We start from the raw sequence: 21,218 nt of genomic DNA on the forward strand, positions 1-21,218 counted from the left end.
TTATGAAGAGTCCGTTGAGAAAACGGCTTCCGAGAGAACTGAAGGGAGAAATTGGAAAATACCTGGTGGTTCTGATCCTTATGATTGCAACGATTGGGTTTGTATCCGGCTTTCTGGTTGCTGACGGAAGCATGATAAAAGCATATAATGAAGGCTTTGAGAAATACAAGATTGAAGATGGAAATTTCCGGGTAAAGAAAAAAATTACCAAAGCACAACAGGAAAACATCGAGAAAAATGGTGTGACACTGTATGAAAACTTTTATCTGGAAGAGGCACTGGATAATGGAAGTACCATGCGTATTTTCAAAAACAGGGAAGAGATCAACCTGGTGTGCCTGATGGAAGGAAAGCTTCCTGAAAAAGCAGGAGAAATGGCAATTGACCGTATGTATGCGGACAATAATAAGATTTCTGTCGGAGATACACTGAAAAGTGGTTCACAAAAGTGGAAAGTCACAGGATTTGTGGCACTGTCTGACTATAGCTGCCTGTTCCAGAACAATAATGACAGCATGTTTGATGCAATCAAATTCGGGGTATCGGTTGTAACACCGGAAGAGTTTGAATCTCTGAATCAGGATAAGATTCAGTACAGTTATTCCTGGGTGTATGACAAAGAACCGAAAAATGAAAAACAGGAAAAAAAGATGTCGGAAGATCTGATGGAAGCACTGGGGGAAGAAGTCACTCTGGAGTCTTTTGTGCCACAGTATCTGAACCAGGCAATTACATTTACCGGTGATGATATGGGGAGTGACCGTGCAATGATCACAATGCTCCTTTATATGATCATTGTGATCATTGCGTTTGTATTTGGAATCACGATTAGCAATACGATCCGGAAAGAAGCAGGTGTGATCGGAACTCTGCGGGCTTCCGGGTATACAAGAAAAGAACTGATCGGACATTACATGGCACTTCCGGTGATCGTTACGCTGATCGGTGCGGTGGTCGGAAATATTCTGGGTTATACAGCACTGAAAAATGTATGTGCGGGGATGTATTATGGAAGCTATAGTCTGCCGACCTATGTGACGGTGTGGAATGCAGATGCTTTTTGGATGACAACAGTGGTTCCGGTGCTGATCATGCTGGTAGTCAACTATGGAATCCTCCGTTACAAGCTGAGGCTTTCACCGCTGAAATTCCTGAGAAGAGATCTTTCTGGAAGCAGGCGGAAAAGAGCAGTTCGGTTAAGTCCGAAGCTTGGAATCTTCCATCGGTTCCGACTGCGTGTGATCTTCCAGAATATGAGCAATTACATCGTACTTTTTATTGGAATCATATTTGCGAATCTGCTTTTGTTCTTTGGACTTTTGCTGCCGTCAGTACTTTCGCACTATCAGCAGGATATCCAGAGCAATATGCTTGCAAAATACCAGTATATGCTGGAGGTTCCGGTAAGTGCGATGAGCGGAAATAAACTGGACAGTATGCTGGAACTTTTACAGTTCTCTTATGGAACAAAGACGGAAAATGAAGATGCGGAAGCGTTCAGCGCTTACTCATTGGAAACATTGCCAAGCAAATATAAGACAGATGAAGTGATCCTGTACGGAATCAAACCGGACAGTAAATATATCGATGCAGATCTGGAGGACGGTGACGGTGTTTATATTTCCAGTGCCTATGCAGAGAAGTTTCTGTTGAAGCCGGGCGACTCGATCACGTTGAAAGAAAAATATGAAAAGACAAAGTATACATTCAAGGTTAAAGGAATCTACAAATACAACGGCGGAATCTGTGTCTTTATGCCACAGGAGCAGTTAAATGATACCTTTGATCTGGGAAACGATTATTTCAGTGGATATTTTTCCGATTCGAAGATCAAGGATATTGACGGGAAATACATCGGTTCGGTGCTTGATCTGGAAGCACTGACAAAGATTTCGAGACAGCTGGATGTATCTATGGGAAATATGATGGGGATGGTCAACGCTTTTGCAATCGGTATTTATATGGTTGTGATCTATCTGTTGTCCAAGATCATTGTTGAGAAAAATGCACAGGCTATTTCCATGACGAAGATCCTGGGATATACCAATGGAGAGATCAGCAGGCTTTATATCTGGTCAACGACGATCGTGGTGATCATCTGTCTGCTTCTCAGCCTGCCGATTGAGAAAGCAGTTATGAATGTGCTGTTCCGGGAAATGATGCTGACTAGTATTTCCGGCTGGATCGCGCTTTGGATCGATCCGAAGATCTATGTAGAAATGTTCCTGATCGGGATCGGAACCTATGCAGTTGTGGCAATGTTAGAATATCGAAGGATTAAACATGTGCCGATGGATGAGGCACTGAAAAATGTAGAGTAAGGGAGTAAAAGAAGAGAATTAAGGTACGGATCAGGGCAGACTAAGCTGCCCTGTAGATTGCCGGGACAATCTCGCGGAGGAGAGCAAGAAGCGCCTGAAACTGTGCGTGATGATAAATATTTTTCCGATAGACAGCACAAATGTCCCTGGTGTCATGAAAGTGATCCGGGGTAAAGAAATGAATGTCCGGAAAGGAAGTAGTCCGTGCATAAATTTCAGGAAGAAAGGCAATCCCCATCCCTCGTCTTGCAAGAGAAAAGGCAGTATTACTGCTGGTGCAGATGCAGCGGATATTTGGATGGAAAGCAGCAGTATCGCAGATCTTCCGGCTGATCTTTCCGAGATCGTGATCTTCTGAAAGCAGAATAAAAGGAACTGCAGATAACGCAGGCAAATGAATTTGAGGAGTGGCAGAGATGCCCTCCTCTTTTTGTGATGGATCGGAAAAAGGACACAGAGAGTCAGGGATTGCCAGGACAAAACTTTCCTTTTTCTTTAAGATAGGATGTTTTACATTTGGAGGCGGATGGAGTATTCTGGCGCAGATGGAGCAGGAGTTTGTAGATAAACGAAAGCTGATCACAAAAGAGGAACTGCTGGATATGGTTGCGGTTGGAAAGTCAGTTCCCGGAATTATGATCACCAATATCAGTATGCTGTTTGGCTATTATGTAGGTGGCTGGTTCGGAGGTGTCTGTGCAGTACTCGGAATGACCTGTCCGGCGGTTCTGATCCTGTCGTTTGTTACTGCATTTTATAAGGTGCTGAAAAGTAATGTCTGGTGCTATGCGGCACTTCGCGGAATCCGCTGTGCGGTAGTTCCGATTATGGGAAGTGCGGCACTTTCACTGGGGAAAGAAGCGTTCCGCAGAAAATCAGCAATCCCGATCTGTGCGTTAGCACTGACGCTCTGTGTATTTACGGATATCAGTAATGTGGTGATGATCGTAGCGGGAGTGATACTGGCGCTTTCTATAAGAGCGGTGAAACAGACAAGAGGAGGACAGACGGCATGATCTATCTCAGACTTTTTACAGCGTTTATGAAAATCGGATTTACCAGCTTTGGCGGAATGTCGATGATCCCGGTTATTATGCAGGAGATGAAGGTCAATCAGTGGATGACGGCGGAGGATCTGACTAACTTGATCGCTATCGCAGAAATGACACCGGGACCGCTTGGGATTAACTGTGCGACTTTTGCCGGGATGCAGACGGCAGGTGTTCTGGGTGGGATTGCAGCGGTTATGGGCGTGCTGATGCCAGCTTATACGCTGACGCTTGGCGTAGCGGTGTGCTTCGCAAAGTTCCGTGGCAATGATATTATGAGCTGTATGTTAAATGTGATCAAGCCAATCTGCATCGCAATGATCCTTGCGGTGATTCTGGATCTGATGCAGGAAAATTATTTTCCGGATGCGAGGATTGACTGGTTTGGGTGCGGGATCGGAGTGGTGATGTTCTATCTGATATTGAAGAAGAACTGGTCAGTACCGAAGGTGATCATTCTTGCGGCGGTGTTTGGAATAGTTGGATATGGTGTGCTTGGGATTGGATAGATTTATAGATAGAACAGGAGAGTTATTCTTTTGCAAATTTGAAGATTTGTAAGAGGGTAACTCTCTTTTTGTTTCATAGGAAATTCCGAAGAAACTTCCTATGAAACAAAAGGCACTGCGTGCCGGAGAGGCACAATCTTTTTTAATGCGATTTTACATAACTATGATCATGGGAAAGAAAAAATGATAGAAGAAAGAAAATTTAACCTAAACTTAACATAGATTTGATTGGAATTGCATAGACCACAGATAAAATGGAAAATGAGCTGAAAGGGAAGACATCATTGTAAGAAGTAAGTTTAAAAGATGTTAACAAACACAGGGTAAATTGAGAGAGGAATTAACATGAACGAGAAAATTCAGATCATTTTCGGACTGCTTGGCGGTCTGGCAGTTTTTATCTATGGAATGAACATGATGAGTGAATGTCTGCAAAAGGCGGCGGGCGATAAGATGAAAAGCATTCTTGCACTTCTGACGAAGAATCCGCTTCTGGGAGTGCTTGCCGGTGCGCTCACAACCGCGGTACTCCAGAGCAGCAGTGCGACGACAGTTATGGCGATCGGTTTTGTAAGTGCGGGACTGATGAACCTACCACAGGCAATTTCCATCATTTTTGGTGCAAATATTGGTACAACCATGACAGCACAGATTATTGCGTTTAAGATCAGTGACTATATTTATGTGATTATTTTTATAGGATTTCTGATTTCATTTGTAACAAAATCAGAAAAAGTAAAAAGTATCGGCCAGACGATTTTTGCCTTTGGTCTTCTGTTCCTTGGAATTGAGACAATGGGAGATGTCATGAAGCCATTGGCATCCAGTCCGGTATTCACAGACCTGATCGGACGGGTTGCACATATTCCGGTACTTGGTGTGGCAGTTGGTACACTTATGACGCTGGTCGTACAGAGCAGTAGTGCAACGATCGCAGTCTTGCAGAACTTCGCTTCCCAGCCGGGACCGGACGGGGTTACGAGTATACTTGGGCTTGCAGGAGCAATCCCGATTCTTTTAGGTGATAATATCGGTACAACGATCACAGCACTCCTTGCCAGTATCGGACAGTCAAAAGATGCGAAGAGAACCGCTGTGGCGCATTGTATTTTTAATATTTCCGGCTGCTTTTTGTTTATCTGGTTCGTAAAACCATTTGCGGCACTGATCCAGAGCATTTCACCGAAAGGTCCGGAGATTGAAGTGATTTCCAGACAGATTGCAAATGCACATACTGTATTTAACATTACAATGACACTGATCTGGGTATGCCTGATTAAACTGATGGTGAAGATTGTCATGACACTGATCCCGGATGGCAAAAAAGGTGTCGAAGATCCAGGCAGCCCGATTTATCTGGATGAAAATATCATCAGTCAGCCGGCAGCAGCGCTGCAGCTTGTAGCAAAAGAGATTTTCCGTATGAGTGACCAGGTAAGAGATATTCTGAAGAAAACGATTGAGCTTGTGAAAAATGAAGAAGTGAAATCTATTGACGGTCTGAAAGAAAACGGAGAACAGGTTGAACGCCTTGGAAAGTGTATTACCGAATATCTTGCAGCTTTGTTTTCTTCGGGTTCATTGACCGAGCAGCAGGCAGCGCAGACGGCGAGCCTCATGTGTGTACTCAGCGATGTGGAACGTATGGGAACCTTAAGTGTGGAAATGGCAGAATGTATGTTGGAAAGATCAGACCGGAAGTATAAATATACACCGGAAGCGATGGATGAGCTGCAGAAGAGTTTGAAAGTACTGAATAAGATGTTCTGTGATTCTCTGAAGGCACTGCAGGGAGATGATGGTATCGAACCAGGCAAGATGATGAAGCGAAAGGATAAGCTTCTGGATCTGGATATCAAGATGCGGAAAGCGCATATTGAGCGTGTCAATAAAGGAAAATGTAAGGCGAGTCTTACTGCTCCGTTTACCAATATCCTGCATCTGATCGACCGTATGGGAAACAGTTGTATCAACCTTGCGGATGTGGCGGAAAGCGGAACAAGTATGAAATACTTTATGCTGGAAGAAAAATAAGAAGATGGAAAAATCCACGGACTTTAGAAGATTCAAAGTCCGTGGATTTTTTTAATCATGATAAACGATTTTTCCATCACAGATTGTATATTTCACTTTGCCATACAAAGGAGTTCCGGTAAATGGTGAGTTGGATGAAAGGGATGCATATTCGGTCGGAGTCCAACATTCGTTTTCATCGAAGATCACAAGGTCAGCTGCCTTTCCTTCGGCGAGCTGTCCGTATGGAAGGTGGTAAAGCTTTGCAGGATTAATCGTCATTTTTTCAAGCAGCTGAAGAAGAGATAAATGTCCCGGTCTTACAAGGCTTGTGATGCCAAGGGCAAGGGAAGTCTCCAGACCGATGATTCCGCTTGGAGCTTCGGTGATTGGTTTTGCTTTTTCTTCTTTGCTGTGCGGTGCATGGTCGGTGGCAATCAAGTCGATGGTTCCATCTGCAAGTCCCTGAATAATCGCCTGACGGTCCTTTTCGGTACGGAGCGGCGGATTCATTTTCGCAAGTGTTCCATGCTCAAGGACTGCGTCTTCCGTCAGTGTAAAATGATGCGGTGTGGCTTCGGCGTGAAGTTTTGCACCCATTTTCTTATAAGTACGAACCAGATCGACAGAGATACCGGAGCTGATATGCTGGATCACAACATCGGCACCGGATTTCAGTGCCAGCATGCAGTCTCTTGCAACCAGAGATTCTTCTGCAATGGAAGGAGAACCGTAGATGCCAAGCGCATCGGATACCTTTCCGTGACTGATTCCGTTGTTGCGGATGAAAGAAGGATCTTCTTCGTGAAGGCTGACCGGTACGTTAAGCTTTGCCGCCTTTTCCATTGCGTGGAAGCAGAATTCTGCGTTTAGAAGCGGGATCCCGTCATCGGTAAATCCACATGCGCCTGCTTCTTTTAAGGCGTCCATATCGGTTTCTTCCTGCCCTTTCAGGTTGCAGGAAATCGAAGCAGCCTGGAAGATACGGATCTTTTCTTTGGAAGCACGCGAAAGGTTGTCTTTGAGAACCGGAACAGAGTCCACAGTCGGGGAAGTATTTGCCATGCAGATCACGGAAGTAAAACCGCCTTTTGCAGAGGCAAGTGCGCCGGTGTGGATGGTTTCTTTATAAGTAAATCCCGGATCACGGAAATGAACGTGGGTGTCAATCAGTCCCGGTGCAACCACAAGCCCGGCTGCGTCAAGGACTTCCTCTCCTTCTTTTGTAATCAGGGATGCCATTTCTTTGATGATGCCATTTTCAATCAGAAGATCCATTTTTTCGGAAAGTCCGGAAGCAGGATCGATGACAAGTCCGTTTTTGATAATCATAGTAGTTAAGCCTCCTTGCAGGATATTAGTCTGCTTCTAGTATACGGGATGGGAAAAAGGTTTGTCAATGCGACAGGAGAAGTTGAGAAAATAAGACTGGCTACAGAATCCAAAAGAGTGTTTGCCGAAATGATGGAAATAAGGTATGTTAAAGATAAGTCATCGTATTTAAATTGGGGAAAACAAAAGAAGAAGGAAATCAGAAGGGAAAGTAGAATAAAGAAGAGATTTCAGTTTTGATATATCCGATCTGGTATGTATCAAAATTGAAATCTATTTTCTTTTATGCATGTCTCATATTCTTTTCAAGAGAAATTTTCTTTTTCCCGGTTGCACGGTAAAATTCCACGTGGTTTCCAATGAATCTCTGGATGACAGATACTGTTTTTCCGGTCAGAAATGCGCAGAAGACAGTGCCGATTCCGATTCCGTAGAATCCATGGAGGATTGCAATGGAGAGGATCACGGTGGTTGTCAGACAGGTAAGATCAAAGGTTGTCTTAACGATTTTATAGTTCTTTTTTACAATCTCGGACAGATCACGCGGAAAAATATCCGTTGGAATGATCGGTAGCATACAGTTGTTGGCAAGGCAGATACCGAAGCACATCAGTAAGAATCCTGCCAGGAAATAAACGATGTGAAGAGGCAGGGAGTTCGGCAGAGCCTGTATCCATGAGTTATGTACGTCGATCATTTTTCCAAATCCGATTCCGACTACGAAAGAAAAGAGGTAGCCGGGACAGAATGAACGCTTAAGAATCATCAGTGTAATAACAAGCAGTGTCTGGAAAATATAATTCCATGTTCCGAAACTAAATAGTGGGAAGGCGATGCTAAATACAAGGGGCACTGAGGAGATCGTTGAGATCCCGAATCCGCTTTTCGACATCAGATCCACGCCGAGTGAATTGATCAGCAGGACGATGAGCAGAGCGACTTCTCCGGCCAGATGAAATTTTTTCTTATTCATAGGTACAAATCCTTCTTTCCTGATAAATAATAATTTACAAAAATTTTATATTTAAGCTGTTTCTCATTATAATGAAGAAAATCGATAAAAACAAATGATTATTTTGAATAAACTGATTCTAAAATAGAATGAAATATGTTAAGGTAATGGAGAGTAAAGAGTTGATTTTGAAAAATAAGGTGACTGCGGAAGATAAAAGAGGGAATATATGAATATCGAATATTTAAAATATTTTTCAGAGCTGGCAAAAATCCAGCATTACGGAAAGGCGGCAAAGGCGCTGAATATTTCACAGCCGGGGCTCAGCCATGCAATCAAATCGTTAGAAGAAGAGTATGGAGTCCCGCTTTTTCAGAAGGAAGGGCGGAATGTGAGTCTCAGCCGCTACGGCAAAGAACTGATGAAGGATGTGGATGAAATCCTGGGAGCATATCTTCGTCTGGAAGAGCGGGCGGCAGGACTTCGGACGGAAGAGAAAACGGTGCGGATCGGCAGTGTGTATCCTCTGGCACCGGGGACGATCCCACATATGCTGAAAGAGTTTGGGGCAACATTTCCGTTTATCATTTACAACCGGATGACACCGGAGATCGCAGAAGGACTTTTGGATGGAAAATATGATATCGGCTTCTGTTCGGATCTTCTGAAATCGGATGAAATCGAGTATTATCCGATTCGGGATTCGTATATCGCGGTAGTGGTTCCGAAGGGGCATCCGCTTGAAAATAGAGAACAGATCAGTCTGAAAGAGACAGCCGGATACCCTCAGATCATGTTTTCCAAGACCAGCGGTTTTCGTACTTTGCAGGAGCAGATTTTTGCAGAAGAAGGAATTAAGGTAAAGCCGGTGTGTGCTGCAGAAGAGATTGAAGTTATCACAGGACTTGTGGAGAATGGGTTCGGGATTTCCGTATTGCCGTATATGGATATCGTGCGGTTGCACAATGTGGTGACGATTCCGGTGAAGACTTCAGGGTGGAATTCTAAATTTTACATTGCGAGAAGAAAGTATGGAATCCGTTCAGAGCAGGAGGATGCATTTTTCCGGTATTGGAAGAAAGAACATCATTAAAATTCATTAAGAATCCTTGCGCTTACAGAGAAAAAAAGTCTATAATCTGTTTTAGAAATATTGTTGCGAAAATCAAATGGGAGGTTACACAGGATGATAGAACAGATTGTAGAGTATAATAAGAAATTCGTGGAAAATAAAGGCTATGAGCCGTACCTGACCAGCAAGTACCCGAACAAGAAGCTTGCCGTGCTGACCTGTATGGATACCCGTCTGACGGAGCTCCTTCCGGCAGCGTTGGGGCTGAAAAACGGAGATGCAAAGATTATCAAGAATGCAGGCGGAGTTATTACCCATCCATACGGAAGTGTGGTCAGAAGCCTTCTGGTTGCGATTCTGGAGCTTGGTGTGGAGCAGGTTATGGTCATCGGACACACTGACTGCGGCGTGCAGGGAATGGATGGAAATGAGCTGTTAGAAGAACTGGTAGAACGCGGAATCGACAAAGAACATATCGATATCGTGAGACACAGTGGAATTGATCTGGAAAAATGGCTGGGTGGATTTGAATCTGTAGAGAAGTCGGTAGAAGAGACTGTGCATACACTGAAGGCACATCCGTTGATGCCGAAGGATATTGAGATCAAGGGATTCATTATGGATTCGGAAACCGGGGAGCTTACGGAAGTGTAAGGAAAACAAAGTTGTCCTTGTAGGTCTTTGATATGAGATTTTCAAGGGTAAACGGAAATAGCCGCCAACTACTGCAATAGTTGACGGCTGTCATATAAATAGCTGTTACTATATAGGGGAGCCGCTTGCGGTTTCCCTTCTTTTCATTTAATATAGCGCATTTAGGAGATAGATTCAGATTATTGAAACTTGTAAGATCTTAAAATTTCATCAATCCAAAGTCTATCGTCAGATTTTCATAAATCCCAACCTTAACAACTATTAAAAAGTCTTGCACTTTTGAAATAAAAAAGTCTATAATCTGTTTAGTGAGATCACAGGAGGATAAGGATAAAAATGGATGATTTAAAATCATTTACCTATGTTTTAGCGGTTGCAGAGTGCAAAAGCATTTCAAAAGCTGCCGAACTTTTATATATTTCACAACCATCACTCAGCAGATTTATATCCAGTCTGGAACAGGAACTGGGAATTTTACTTTTCGAGCGGAAATCGAATGGAATCAGTCTGACTGAGGCTGGAGAAATCTATGTTGAGTATGGAAAAGAAATCAAACGTTTGAACAGCACAATGGAACATAAACTAAAGGAGCTTCAACTATCCGAAGAACAGGAAATACATGTATGTATGTCTCTAAGTGCCAGTCTTTTGTTAGCAATGGAAGTTCAGGATAAGATCAGTAAAAAATATACCGGTTGTAAGGCAACATTTTCAAATGTCATGGCAAAGGAAATTATAACAGGTTTAAAAAACAGGACATACGATCTTGCACTTGGACCTGATATAAGTGAAAAAGATTCGTCAATCGTATTTGATCTTATTGTAGAAGATTATATGTTGCTTGCAGTTCCCAAAAAGTATAAGATGCTTCAGAAAGCAGAAAAAAGAGAAGGCGAAAAATATCTATGGATGGATATTTCAAGAATGCCGGACGAGTTTATCATACAGGATGAATCCTGTCATGTCAGACAGGAGATTGATCAGATATTTGAAGAACAGGGCAAAGAATTAAAACCAAAAATGATCGTAAACAGTTCGATGCTTGCGATGCAGACACTTGAGCGGGGAATGGGATGCTGTTTTATTTCAGAAGTGTTTCTTCCGTATTTAACGAATACAGAAAATATTGATCTTTTTTGTATTGGGAAAAACAAGATTAAAAAAACAAAAACAGGAATTATGTATTTGAAAAATAAAATTCTTTCCAGACAGGAAAAGTATTGTATAGCTGTTTTGAAAGAAAAAATCAAAGAGGGAGAAATGTAGGGGCATAGCATGAAGCTATGCCCCTATTTTTCTTTGGCATTGGTGAAAAGAGTACCGGATGATTATAATAAGGTTAACGTGATGAACCGGTAAACATCATACAAGAGAAGAATGAGAGTTTTGGGAAAAGCGCATTCCGAAAAGCTTATTGTATACGGAGGAAAAGAAAGATGAGTATGGCTACAATAGGAGCGATCCTGACATTAATAGTTTTCGTTGCAGTTCTTGCAACGCCAAAATTACCAAACTGGTTTTGTTTTTTGATCATGGCACCGATCGTTGTATTTACAGGAACAATGGATGCAGATGGTGTATATGCCGTGTTAAGCAGTTCAAGTTTTCATCTGATGGCAATTATATGTATGTTTTCTGGAATGATTGCTGCAACAGGACTTGATATTGTAATGGGAAATGCTTTAGATAAATTAACCGGTAATGTAAGTGGAAAGAAAAAAGAAATGTTAATTTTTGCAATTCTTTATCTGGCATCAGGACTGGTATCATTTGTTCTGCAGAACAGTTATGTTGCAATGGCATTTTTACCGGTGATTTTCAGTATTGCCAAGAAAAATAAGATCAGTCATTCAAAAATGATTTTATTCGTAATCTATGCAAGTACTTTAGGTGGAGCTTGTACACTGATTGGAACACCGACAAATATTTATGCAAATACAGCACTTGAAGAAGCCGGACTTTCTCTTTTTGGTATGTTTGATTTTGCCTGGGTAGGCATCCCGATTTTTATTCTGGGTGGAATTTATATGATTGTGATGAACCGCTGGTGTCCGTCTTATGAGGAAACAGTGCCAAGTAATTCAGAGATAGAGGCAGCTACAGAAATTACACCTGAGATGAAAAAGAAACAGATGGTTGTAGGAATCAGTTTCCTTCTGTTTGTACTTGCTCTGATTTTGGATTCACTTACAGATATTACAGTGAACCCGAATTTTATCGGATATGCATTGATTGCAGTTTCTGTACTTACAACCGTTGTAAAACCAAAAGAAGTCATTACTTCATTCGGGGTAGATATGGTACTTTTCTGTGCAGGTATCAATTTGATCATTGCAGTTATGAAGAACAGCGGACTTGGAGAGGTGTTTGGATCCATCGTGTTGAGCATTCTTGGAGATACACATAATCTGTATCTGATCACAGCTGTACTGTTCCTTGGATCGGCAATTGCAACACAGTTTATGAACAATATGGCAACAGCAGGAGTGCTTGCCCCGATTGGGATTTCCATTGCAGAATCAATGGGAGCAAACCCACAGGCAATTGTTCTTGCAATTGCAATCGGAGCGGGATGCTCTTTCCTGACACCAATCGCATCAGGAACAAATCAGACATTAATGATCTTTACAAACTTAAAATTTACTGACTTTGCAAAATTTGGATGGCCATTGGTTATTATCAGCTTTATATGCTGTGTAGGAATTCTTCCATTGGTATTCCCGTTCTTTTAAAAGACAGAAAAGAGTTATGTATAACAAAGGGGGCAAAATTTTGTCCCCCGTTTCCAGTTTAAAATAAAGATAGATGAGGTGGCAGCATGAACACAGAATTAACTTATTCAACTCCGGAAGATGAAGGCGTATCATCAGAATATATTATTAATTTCCTGAATGAGATGGAAAAAAGAGAAGCAGAGATCCATGGGATCATGATCTTGAAAAACAATAAAGTTATATTTGAAGCATATAACGAACCGTACCGGAAAGAAATCCCGCATATTGTACATTCTTTTACAAAATGTTTTACAAATACAGCGGCAGGAATCGCTTATACAAAAGGACTTATAAAGCTGGAGGATAAGGTGCTTGATTATTTTCCGGAATACCGGGAGGGAGCAAATGAGTATCTTCAGAAGCTTACAATACGGAATTTACTTACGATGCGCAGTGGTCAGGAAAGAAGTATAGGTGGAAATGAATGGAGACCATTAAAGACCAGCTGGCTGGATGCATATTTTAAAGTACCGTTTGTAAAGGAGCCGGGAAGTGAATTTATGTATTCAAGTGGGAATTCCTATATTACGTCAGCGATTGTACAGCGTATTACAGGAAAAACATGCCATCAGTTGATCGAAGAAGAACTGGCACCGTACATTGGCCTGGAGAAGTTTAGCTGGGGAGAAAGTCCGGAAGGAATCTGTTCAGGTGGAAATGGTGTGAGTATTACAGTGGAAGGAATGGCCAGACTTGGGTTACTTTATCTGAATCAGGGGAAATGGGGAGAGAAACAATTATTAAGTGCTGATTGGGTGGATCTTGCACTCGGTAAAAAGGATCCACAACCAAGGAAAGCAGGAGAAAAAGACTATAATTTTCACTGGACACATACGGGTGATATCTGGTGTGCAGATGGAATGTTTGGACAGACCTGTGCGATTGTTCCGGAACAAAATATGGTAATCGCTATCACTGCGGCAGACAGTAATTACCTGGAGACGGAACTGATTCAAAAAGAAATTCTGAATCCGATGAAAGAAGAAAGAAATCTCTCTGAAAAGATGTGGAATGTATTAAAAAATAAAGGACTTAGAATGTCTCTGGAAAATAAAAACAGATCCGTCAGTAACAGACTGATTTCAGAAAACCGGAAAATGGAAATGGATACGGTTGAGAATGAGGACAGGATTGAAATGATATGTCTGGAATTTTCAGAAGATGAAGTAAGATTCTGGATGACAGATCACAGAGGGACACATTTTGTAAGAGCAGGACTCGACTGTTGGATACATGGGGAAACATCTATGACAGGAGGATATCTGCACCATCAGTATGAGATGGATAAAATGAAAATTGCCGCATGCGCTTACTGGAAGTCAGAAAATGTGCTGATGATGGAATGGCGCTATCCGGAGATGGCTTTTTTTGATCATGTGTCTTTTGAATGGAAAGAAGACAGGGTATATATGAAACGCTGGGTAAATATGAATTCACAGGCACTGGAAAGACCGGTTGTAACAGCAAAAATATGCAAATCTTAATAATTATTAAGAAAACCATAGGTGTTCCTGTAAGGTAAAAGCCCTATGATAAACACAACGAAGCAAATACAAATGCAAAAGGATGTTAAGGAGGAAGCACGAATGGAAATCAAGAAACCTGCAATTGCAGGAACATTAGAATCCAGTGACTGCCAGGTAACAGTAGAAGCCGGGGAAGGAAAAGTTGATTTTTCACTGGAAAGCGCAGTGATCAATCAGTATGGAAACCAGATTAAGAAAGTAGCTTATGAAACACTGGAAAATCTGGGAATCGATAATGTAAAGCTTACAATCGTAGATAAAGGAGCCCTTGACTGTACGATCAAAGCAAGAATCGAAGCAGCTGTTTACCGTTCGGTAGGACAGATCGAAGATTTACCGTGGGGAGGTGCGATCAGATAATGAATCCGAATAAAAAAAGACTTAGAAGAACCATGATGTTTTTAAATGCACAGAAACCGGGACTGATCAAGGATCCTTATATTTACAAACCGGATTCCATCATGCTTGACCTGGAAGATGCTGTTGCAGAGAACCAGAAAGACGCAGCCAGATTTTCTCTTTATCATGCACTTAAGACCATTAACTATAGAGGATGCGAACGGGTAGTCAGAATCAACGGACTGGATACACCTTACTGGAAAGAAGATATCCGCTGTGCAGTTGCAGGTGGATGCGATGCAATCCGTATTCCGAAGACAGAATCCGCACAGGATGTAAAAATTGTAGAAGCTGAAGTTATCCAGGCTGAAAAAGATTTTGGACGCGAAGAAGGAAGTGTCCTGATCATGGCAGCGATCGAGTCTGCACGTGGTGTAATGCGTGCGCTTGATATCTGCGAATCTTCAGAAAGACTTTTTGGTATCGCCCTTTCCGGTGGAGATTACACCAAAGACCTTCAGACACACATCACCGGAACCGGAATCGAGCTCATGGGAGCAAGACAGAACATGGTGATCGCAGCAAGAGCAGCTGGTGTACAGTGCTTTGATACAGTATACACAGATCTGGATGATATGGATGGCTTCCGTCAGGATGTTGAAAATATCCACCTGATGGGATTCGACGGAAAATCAATCATCAACCCAAGACAGATCAACATTGTTCATGAAATCTTTACACCAAAACAGAAAGACATCATTTTCGCAGAAAAAGTTGTCCGTGAAATTGATACAAAGAAAGCACAGGGAATCGGTGTATTTACAGTAGACGGTAAGATGATCGATATCGCTTTCTATGACGGAGCAAAGAGAACAATCGAGCTTGCAAAAGCTTCAGGTGTGTATAAGGGGGATTTATAAGATGATTAACGCAGTAGGTAGAGATATCCCGGAAGAGATTTTAAAAGCAACTGGTAAAGAAGTATTTCAGGGTGTTCATCATTTTGACGGACATGTTTATAAAAAACATGGACCGGAAGTCGAATGTGTGATCAATTCCAACGGAAGCAAGATGGTAGACAGCATCCATGATGTCCTTGTAAAATGTGGAATCAAAGACGGTATGACAGTCAGCTTCCATCACCATTTCCGTGAAGGGGATTACGTTGTAAATATGGTAATGAAAGAGATCCATGATATGGGGATCAAAGACATTACGATTTGCGCAAGTTCCCTTGGAAAAGCACATGATCCTCTGGTAGAGTATATTGAAGACGGAACCATTACAAATATCCAGTCATCCGGTGTGCGTGGAAAGATCGGAGAAGCTATTTCCAATGGTAAATTAAAAGGTCTTGCGATCATGCGTTCCCACGGCGGACGTGTACGTGCCCTGGTAACAGGTGAGACACAGATCGATATCGCATTTATCGGAACTCCGACCTGTGATGAGTACGGTAACTGCCGTGGTATCGGTGGAAAATCTGACTGTGGTGTACTTTCCTACGCAATGTCAGACGCTTTCCATGCAAACAAAGTCGTAGCAATCACAGACTGCATGGTTCCGTTTCCGAATTTTCCGGCACATATTTCAATGACAAAGGTAGACTATGTTGTAGAAGTAGACCAGATCGGTGATCCGAAGAAGATCGCAACAGGTGCAGCAAAACCGACCACAGATATGAGAAAGCTGATGATGGCTGATTACTGTACACAGTTCGTTGTAAATACACCGTATTTCAAAGATGGATTCTCTTATCAGACAGGTGTCGGCGGAGCTTCTATCGCATCTACTATTTCACTTGCAAAGGTAATGAAAGAAAGAAATATCCGCATGCGTTTTGGTGTGGGTGGTCTTACAAAGCCGATGTGTGACCTTCTGATCAACGGTCAGGTAGATGCACTTCTGGATACACAGGACTTTGACCTTGCAGCCGTAGAATCTGTAAAAGATCTGCATCATTTCCGGATCAGTGCAGGTGAGTATGCGAACCCGTTCAACAAGGGGGCAGTTGTCAATAAATTGGACTTCGTAATTCTTGCAGCTCTGGAAGTTGACGTACACTTCAACTGTAACGTTGTTGTAGATTCTAATGGTATGATCACAGGAGCGCAGGGTGGACATCCGGATACAGCAGCCGGAGCAAAATGTGCCATCGTTATCGCACCGCTTCTTCAGGGAAGAACACCGGCAATCTGTACAGACGTAACAACCGTCACAACACCGGGAGAAAGTGTAGACGTTGTCATCACAGATTATGGTATTGCAATCAATCCGAAGAGACAGGATCTGATCGAAGCAATGAAAGATGTAGACCTTCCATTTAAGACCATCGAAGAATTACGTGATATCGCTTACTCTATCGCGGGGGAACCACAGAAGGTACAGTTTGGAGATCGTGTTGTCGGTGTCATTGAAAGCCGTGACGGTACCATCATGGATGTTGTCCGTCAGATCAAGCCGTTTGAATTTGATGATTAAATTCTGATCGGAAAACTTACAGGTTATTGGCAATTGGATATAAAAGGAGAACCGTATGGGAAAGAATCAGGCAGTAGAGAAAGCAGAATACTTTGCAGAATCGATTGGCCGGATGGCGTATCAGGCGCTGCTTGAGGAAGTCTATACGGTTCCCAAACCGGGGCTTGTAGATCCGTATTCCTGTGGTGCCCACACTGATATGGATGTGCAGACCTTTGAAAGAAGTGCAGAGGCGTTGTATCCGTGGTTTGTTAGAATGGCATATCAGGGATATCAGCTGACCTGTACGCCGGAAGATCTTTTCCGTGAAATCCGTAAGACCGGAATGCTTGCGGAGGAAGCCATGTATCGGGCAACCGGACATGTGAATACACATAAAGGGATGATCTTTACCCTTGGAATATTCAGTGCGGCAGCGGGAAGATGTATCCAGGAAGACGAAACGGTTACTTTACAATCCATCCTTCGGATGGAGCAGAAGATGACTGCCAGGATCTTAAGAGCCGAAATTGAGATGTTGGGAAAGGAACCTGCGAAAAGTAACGGTGAGAAAAATCTCGTACAATACGGGACTACAGGGATTCGCGGGGAAGCGCTTGCCGGATACCCATCTGTTTTTCATATTGCGCTTCCGGTACTGGAGGATGGACTTTTGCGGGGAATGGAGTGGAACCGAATCAAATTACAGATCCTTTTTGCACTGATGAGCCGGGTGCAGGATTCCAACATTTTATCGAGAAAGAATCCGTCAGTACTCTATCAGGTACAGATGGAAGCAATGCAGTTTCTGGAGGAAGGCGGAGCCTACTCAGAAGATGCGTTAGACAAACTGATCCGCATGGATGCGGATTATATAAAGCGTGGTATCAGCGCGGGTGGGTGTGCCGATCTACTTGCCACCTCACTGTTTCTTGCGATGCTGTGCAATAAAATTCCAAACGAGAACGGGGCAATCCTGAACCTCTTTCCAGTTGTAAAATAGAGCGTATAATAACTGAGAACGGGAATCAAATTTTCTGCCATGAATATGGACTGCACCAGACTGGTGAGGAATAAAAAAGATGACTTTTCACAAATGAGTGGGTGAAAAGTCATCTTTTTCATTAGGAGAAGATTCAGGATGGAGCCTCTTCTTGATGAAAAGGTCGTTTACGGAACAAAACGGTATCCCAGTCCGCGGATCGTCAGGATATACGCCGGATTCTGTCTGTCGTCCTCGATCTTACCACGAAGCCGGTTGATGTAGACCATGATTGCATTGTCATCAACGGCAACAGTATTGCCCCAGACATGCTCATAGATCATGTCCTTGGTGAAAACCTGCTGCGGATGCTTCATAAAGAGCAGAAGAAGTGCAGACTCCTTGGAAGAAAGGATAAGTTCTTCGCCATTTTTGTAAAAACGCATGGTTGTGGTATCATAGCTGAATGGACCGCATTCCAGAGTATCGGAATTGTCGAGTACCAGATTCTTGTTGCGGCGGATCAGTGCTTTTACTTTAGCACCAAGTACAAGCGGTCGGAACGGCTTGGTGATATAATCATCCGCTCCAAGTGAAAGCCCGTACAGAGAATCATAGTCTTCATTACGTCCGCTGACGATCATAACCGGAGTACTGATCCCCTGATTGCGAAGCCTTTTGATAACTTCAAACCCTTCCATATCTCCCAGCATGATATCCATAAGGATCAGGTCAAATGTATGATTTTTCAGGATGGACAGCGCATCCATGCCACAGTTTACTGTTGTTGTTTCCAGCTCATTGCTGTGCATTACTTTTTCCAGCAGCTTACAGATTGCCGGATCATCATCTACGATCAGTATTTTGTCAGCCATTGAGGCAACCTCCCAAAAGTAAAAATTTCAATAAATTCTATACAACTTATAAAAAACATTATAATATTAGAAAGAGAACAAGTCAATTGATAACAAACCGGGGACGAGAATATATGAAGAAAAACAAAAAGACACTGATTGCTGCGATTCCACTTTTTTTAATCGTAATTCTTGTATTTGCAGGATTTGGTGTCTGGAAAAAGTACAGAGATACTTTGATGCAGAACCAGGAGGAACAGATGCTCCTGACAACCAGAATCCTGAGTGAAAATATGGCGATGTCCACAGAGGAATATGAGGAAAGTTTAAGCTTTCTTGCAAAAACAGCAGAGAACAGACCGCAGGATGAGGCAAAACAACTATATCGGGAATTTATAGACACACAGACCAGTTTTATCACGAATCTGTACCTGGAAGACGAACAGGGAAAGCTTTCAGAGAGTGTCAAGGATGTACAGATTGTAAGTTCACAGCTGCTCACTCAAAGCTCGGCAAAGAATAGCATTTATATGGAAAAAGATACAGGTGGGAAAATCTATAATGTATATAAGCGTGTTTTGAAGGATGGGAGAAAGATCTGTCTGATGATCGATGCGGAAAAATATTATCAGAAACTGATTTCGGGAATTCACATCGGAACGAATGGATACATTGTTGTCAAAGATGCAGAAGGAACGATCATCATGCATCCGAAGAAAGAACAATGGGGAATTCCGGTTATTGCAGGAAGGAAGAAAATGTATCCGGATCTGGATTACTCCAGTCTGGAGAAGATGATTGAGGATCAGAAGAAGAGAAAAGAAGGTATTTCTCATTATTATTCGTATTGGTGGACAAATGAAGAACGTCCGAGAGTACAGAAAATCAGTGCATATTCTCCGGTTCAGATCGGAGACAGCTTCTGGGTAGTCAGTGCGGTGATCGACTACGATGATCTGTACGAACCGATAGCTGAAGGTTTCTTGAAAATGGTATGTATTTTTGTTGGTATTTTGTTGGCTGCCGGTATTGCGGTTGTCTTATTTGGCAGAGTGATGCGTGATATGAGAAGAGCTGTGCGGGAGATCAATGATCTGAAAGAATTGAATGAGCAGTTGGAAAAAATGCATCGGAGTGAGCAGAGTATCGCGCATCAGCAAAGACTTCAGATCATGGGAACTATGACAGGTGGTATCGCACATGAATTCAATAATTTTCTGACTCCGATCATGGGATATGCAGAGCTTCTGATGATGGAACTTCCGGAAGGATCAGAAGAACAGGACAGTGCAAAAGAAATTTATGAGGCTTCGGAAAAAGCAAAGGATGTAGTGCGCCAGATTTCGTCCCTGAGTCGAAAGAATGTAGAGACCGTTTATAAAAATATTTCGATAAAGAAATTCATGACGCGTGCAGAAAGGATGATGGAATCTGTCTGTACGTCTCTAATCCATATGGAAAGTGAGTTTCGGGTAGATGATGAAATGATCCTTGGAAATGCGACACAGCTGAACCAGGTGCTTTTAAATGTCTGCGTTAATGCGGTGCATGCGATTGGAAAAAATCAAGGAAATATCAAAATATCCTGCCATTCAGAAGAAAAAGAAAAACTGGCTCAGGGAGTGATTGAAAAGCTTTCGGATGTATGGAAAAAGTATATCCATATCCAGGTGAAAGATAATGGGTGTGGAATGGATAAAGAGACGCTGCGTCAGATTTTTGATCCATTTTTCACAACGAAAAAAGGGGGAGAGGGTACCGGACTTGGACTGGCACTTGCGGAGCAGATTATTACTTCACATAAGGGATATATTTATGCAGAGAGCAAAAAAGGAGAAGGAAGTACCTTTCATATCTACCTTCCGGTACTGGATACAGAGCATATGCCACAGATTGTGCAGAATATTCCCAGAAAGGATTATCGGATCGTGGTGGCAGATGACAATGCAAAGGTATTGCAGCTGCTGAAAAAGAATTTTGAGAAGATCGGGATCCAGATTCAGACCTGTATGAAAAGAGAAGAACTGCAAAAATGTCTGGAACAGCAGGAGGCAGATGTGCTGGTAGTAGACGAAACGATGGAGGATTGCAGTGGAGTGGATTTCTGTATGTCGCTTGCAGGCAGATATCCGGACATGCTGAAGCTTATTATTATTGATGGAGTCAGCCGTGAGGTGGCAGAGGCCCGGCAGAAAGGAATCATTGACGGATATGTAGAAAAACCGGTATCGGATACCGCAATTCTCGAGGCAATTCGGAATCGTGCCAGCCAGCCGGTATAAGAAAAAAGACGCAGATATCTGTAAGGTGTAAGATAAGACAAACCCAACCTTAATACTTTTAAAGATTTACCTTAACAAAATGTAAGGAGGAATCTGTAA

At 42.5% G+C, this 21,218-nt stretch carries 18 protein-coding genes; 14 read left to right on the plus strand and 4 right to left on the minus strand.

The genetic code is table 11. The annotated features are described in order from the left end of the window. The first annotated feature begins 2 nt into the window (after positions 1-2). Positions 3-2,321, plus strand: coding sequence for an ABC transporter permease (locus PGQ33_RS04155; RefSeq protein WP_270205321.1), 2,319 nt, complete (start codon positions 3-5; stop codon positions 2,319-2,321). A gap of 40 nt (positions 2,322-2,361) precedes the next feature. Here the strand turns inward: PGQ33_RS04155 and PGQ33_RS17130 are convergent, their stop codons facing one another. Next, positions 2,362-2,715, minus strand: a complete 354-nt coding sequence (locus PGQ33_RS17130) for a LysR family transcriptional regulator substrate-binding protein (protein ID WP_195250291.1) — start codon at positions 2,713-2,715, stop codon at positions 2,362-2,364. 22 nt (positions 2,716-2,737) lie between these two features. Here PGQ33_RS17130 and PGQ33_RS04165 point away from each other — a divergent pair, with 22 nt between their 5' ends. The 3 genes from PGQ33_RS04165 (at position 2,738) to PGQ33_RS04175 (ending at position 5,913) form a co-directional block, all read left to right on the plus strand. Further along, positions 2,738-3,337 carry a chromate transporter gene (locus PGQ33_RS04165; protein ID WP_270205323.1) on the plus strand — a complete coding sequence of 200 codons (600 nt, stop codon included), beginning with the start codon at positions 2,738-2,740 and terminating at the stop codon, positions 3,335-3,337. Then, a complete protein-coding gene (locus tag PGQ33_RS04170; RefSeq protein WP_195368209.1) occupies positions 3,334-3,879 on the plus strand; it encodes a chromate transporter in 546 nt (181 codons plus the stop codon). The genes PGQ33_RS04165 and PGQ33_RS04170 overlap by 4 nt, the downstream gene beginning before the upstream one ends. A gap of 345 nt (positions 3,880-4,224) precedes the next feature. Then, positions 4,225-5,913: a Na/Pi cotransporter family protein gene (locus PGQ33_RS04175; protein WP_270205324.1), complete on the plus strand. Its 1,689-nt coding sequence runs from the start codon at positions 4,225-4,227 to the stop codon at positions 5,911-5,913. 51 nt (positions 5,914-5,964) lie between these two features. Here PGQ33_RS04175 and PGQ33_RS04180 read toward each other — a convergent pair whose 3' ends face one another. Beyond that, entirely contained in the window at positions 5,965-7,224 is a 1,260-nt protein-coding gene (locus PGQ33_RS04180; RefSeq protein ID WP_270205325.1) for a dihydroorotase, read from the minus strand. Between the two features lie 283 nt (positions 7,225-7,507). Then, positions 7,508-8,197, minus strand: a complete 690-nt coding sequence (locus tag PGQ33_RS04185) for a DUF6198 family protein (RefSeq protein WP_270205326.1) — start codon at positions 8,195-8,197, stop codon at positions 7,508-7,510. A gap of 208 nt (positions 8,198-8,405) precedes the next feature. On the opposite strand from PGQ33_RS04185, the gene PGQ33_RS04190 reads away from it, so the two are divergent. The 9 genes from PGQ33_RS04190 (at position 8,406) to citG (ending at position 18,004) form a co-directional block, all read left to right on the plus strand. Continuing rightward, positions 8,406-9,269 carry a LysR family transcriptional regulator gene (locus PGQ33_RS04190; RefSeq protein ID WP_270205327.1) on the plus strand — a complete coding sequence of 288 codons (864 nt, stop codon included), beginning with the start codon at positions 8,406-8,408 and terminating at the stop codon, positions 9,267-9,269. A gap of 93 nt (positions 9,270-9,362) precedes the next feature. Then, positions 9,363-9,902 carry a beta-class carbonic anhydrase gene (locus PGQ33_RS04195; protein ID WP_270205328.1) on the plus strand — a complete coding sequence of 180 codons (540 nt, stop codon included), beginning with the start codon at positions 9,363-9,365 and terminating at the stop codon, positions 9,900-9,902. Positions 9,903-10,238: 336 nt separating this feature from the next. Next, positions 10,239-11,168 carry a LysR family transcriptional regulator gene (locus tag PGQ33_RS04200; RefSeq protein ID WP_173686736.1) on the plus strand — a complete coding sequence of 310 codons (930 nt, stop codon included), beginning with the start codon at positions 10,239-10,241 and terminating at the stop codon, positions 11,166-11,168. A 170-nt stretch (positions 11,169-11,338) separates the two neighbouring features. Further along, entirely contained in the window at positions 11,339-12,634 is a 1,296-nt protein-coding gene (locus PGQ33_RS04205; RefSeq protein ID WP_118217565.1) for an SLC13 family permease, read from the plus strand. A gap of 86 nt (positions 12,635-12,720) precedes the next feature. Next, on the plus strand, positions 12,721-14,160 hold the full coding sequence (locus tag PGQ33_RS04210; RefSeq protein WP_270205329.1) for a serine hydrolase domain-containing protein: 1,440 nt from the start codon (positions 12,721-12,723) through the stop codon (positions 14,158-14,160). A gap of 102 nt (positions 14,161-14,262) precedes the next feature. Beyond that, entirely contained in the window at positions 14,263-14,562 is a 300-nt protein-coding gene (citD, locus tag PGQ33_RS04215; protein ID WP_044998939.1) for a citrate lyase acyl carrier protein, read from the plus strand. Next, on the plus strand, positions 14,562-15,461 hold the full coding sequence (locus PGQ33_RS04220; protein WP_117822794.1) for an aldolase/citrate lyase family protein: 900 nt from the start codon (positions 14,562-14,564) through the stop codon (positions 15,459-15,461). The genes citD and PGQ33_RS04220 overlap by 1 nt, the downstream gene beginning before the upstream one ends. A gap of 1 nt (position 15,462) precedes the next feature. Further along, positions 15,463-17,022: a citrate lyase subunit alpha gene (gene citF, locus PGQ33_RS04225; protein ID WP_008371975.1), complete on the plus strand. Its 1,560-nt coding sequence runs from the start codon at positions 15,463-15,465 to the stop codon at positions 17,020-17,022. Between the two features lie 55 nt (positions 17,023-17,077). Continuing rightward, positions 17,078-18,004: a triphosphoribosyl-dephospho-CoA synthase CitG gene (gene citG, locus PGQ33_RS04230; RefSeq protein WP_270205330.1), complete on the plus strand. Its 927-nt coding sequence runs from the start codon at positions 17,078-17,080 to the stop codon at positions 18,002-18,004. Positions 18,005-18,171: 167 nt separating this feature from the next. Here citG and PGQ33_RS04235 read toward each other — a convergent pair whose 3' ends face one another. Next, complete coding sequence (locus PGQ33_RS04235; RefSeq protein ID WP_008371972.1) at positions 18,172-18,858, minus strand: response regulator transcription factor; 687 nt, start codon at positions 18,856-18,858, stop codon at positions 18,172-18,174. Positions 18,859-18,971: 113 nt separating this feature from the next. On the opposite strand from PGQ33_RS04235, the gene PGQ33_RS04240 reads away from it, so the two are divergent. Then, positions 18,972-21,119 carry an ATP-binding protein gene (locus PGQ33_RS04240; protein WP_270205331.1) on the plus strand — a complete coding sequence of 716 codons (2,148 nt, stop codon included), beginning with the start codon at positions 18,972-18,974 and terminating at the stop codon, positions 21,117-21,119. Positions 21,120-21,218: the final 99 nt, after the last annotated feature.

The organism is Coprococcus sp. AM100_B19A, from assembly GCF_027662015.1.
GTDB lineage: Bacteria > Bacillota > Clostridia > Lachnospirales > Lachnospiraceae > Allocoprococcus > Allocoprococcus comes.

Bases quoted from the DNA above. Each gene is read 5' to 3' on its own strand.
- PGQ33_RS04210 (WP_270205329.1), top strand. From the start codon at position 12,721: ATGAACACAGAATTAACTTATTCAACTCCGGAAGATGAAGGCGTATCA.
- PGQ33_RS04165 (WP_270205323.1), top strand. From the start codon at position 2,738: ATGCCCTCCTCTTTTTGTGATGGATCGGAAAAAGGACACAGAGAGTCA.
- PGQ33_RS04170 (WP_195368209.1), top strand. From the start codon at position 3,334: ATGATCTATCTCAGACTTTTTACAGCGTTTATGAAAATCGGATTTACC.
- PGQ33_RS04200 (WP_173686736.1), top strand. From the start codon at position 10,239: ATGGATGATTTAAAATCATTTACCTATGTTTTAGCGGTTGCAGAGTGC.
- PGQ33_RS04240 (WP_270205331.1), top strand. From the start codon at position 18,972: ATGAAGAAAAACAAAAAGACACTGATTGCTGCGATTCCACTTTTTTTA.
- PGQ33_RS04220 (WP_117822794.1), top strand. From the start codon at position 14,562: ATGAATCCGAATAAAAAAAGACTTAGAAGAACCATGATGTTTTTAAAT.
- PGQ33_RS04175 (WP_270205324.1), top strand. From the start codon at position 4,225: ATGAACGAGAAAATTCAGATCATTTTCGGACTGCTTGGCGGTCTGGCA.
- PGQ33_RS04155 (WP_270205321.1), top strand. From the start codon at position 3: ATGAAGAGTCCGTTGAGAAAACGGCTTCCGAGAGAACTGAAGGGAGAA.
- PGQ33_RS04195 (WP_270205328.1), top strand. From the start codon at position 9,363: ATGATAGAACAGATTGTAGAGTATAATAAGAAATTCGTGGAAAATAAA.
- citG (WP_270205330.1), top strand. From the start codon at position 17,078: ATGGGAAAGAATCAGGCAGTAGAGAAAGCAGAATACTTTGCAGAATCG.
- PGQ33_RS04235 (WP_008371972.1), bottom strand. From the start codon at position 18,858: ATGGCTGACAAAATACTGATCGTAGATGATGATCCGGCAATCTGTAAG.
- PGQ33_RS04180 (WP_270205325.1), bottom strand. From the start codon at position 7,224: ATGATTATCAAAAACGGACTTGTCATCGATCCTGCTTCCGGACTTTCC.
- citF (WP_008371975.1), top strand. From the start codon at position 15,463: ATGATTAACGCAGTAGGTAGAGATATCCCGGAAGAGATTTTAAAAGCA.
- PGQ33_RS04185 (WP_270205326.1), bottom strand. From the start codon at position 8,197: ATGAATAAGAAAAAATTTCATCTGGCCGGAGAAGTCGCTCTGCTCATC.
- PGQ33_RS04205 (WP_118217565.1), top strand. From the start codon at position 11,339: ATGAGTATGGCTACAATAGGAGCGATCCTGACATTAATAGTTTTCGTT.
- PGQ33_RS04190 (WP_270205327.1), top strand. From the start codon at position 8,406: ATGAATATCGAATATTTAAAATATTTTTCAGAGCTGGCAAAAATCCAG.
- citD (WP_044998939.1), top strand. From the start codon at position 14,263: ATGGAAATCAAGAAACCTGCAATTGCAGGAACATTAGAATCCAGTGAC.